This window comes from Acinetobacter sp. 5862 (assembly GCF_024494585.1).
Classification (GTDB): Bacteria; Pseudomonadota; Gammaproteobacteria; order Pseudomonadales; family Moraxellaceae; genus Acinetobacter.
The window spans coordinates 1-262 of the sequence record NZ_JANHGP010000116.1 but is presented as its reverse complement, the minus strand read 5'-3'; the positions used below and the strand labels follow the sequence as shown (position 1 = coordinate 262).

At 43.5% G+C, this 262-nt stretch carries 1 protein-coding gene; it reads left to right on the top strand.

Annotated features, from left to right (window positions below):
- Positions 1-262: hypothetical protein (locus NO346_RS14765; RefSeq protein WP_256415609.1), on the top strand; the 262-nt coding region annotated here is incomplete at both ends.

Below are 262 nucleotides of genomic sequence, written 5' to 3'. Positions count from 1 at the left end.
ATTGCGAGCTATTTAAACAAGTCCAAGCCGAAAAACAAGCAGAAGATGAGGCACAGGGCAAGATTTTTAAACCTTTGACCATTGCGACCATTTTCTCATATGCCGCCAATGAAGCAGTGGAAACATTAGATGGTTTACTCGATGAAGAGTCGGCTGACATCCCAACCCAAATCAACCAATCTAGCCGTGACAAGCTTGATAGCTACATTGGCGATTATAACGCCACCTTTGGCACCAATTACAACTCAGGTGACAGCTATTA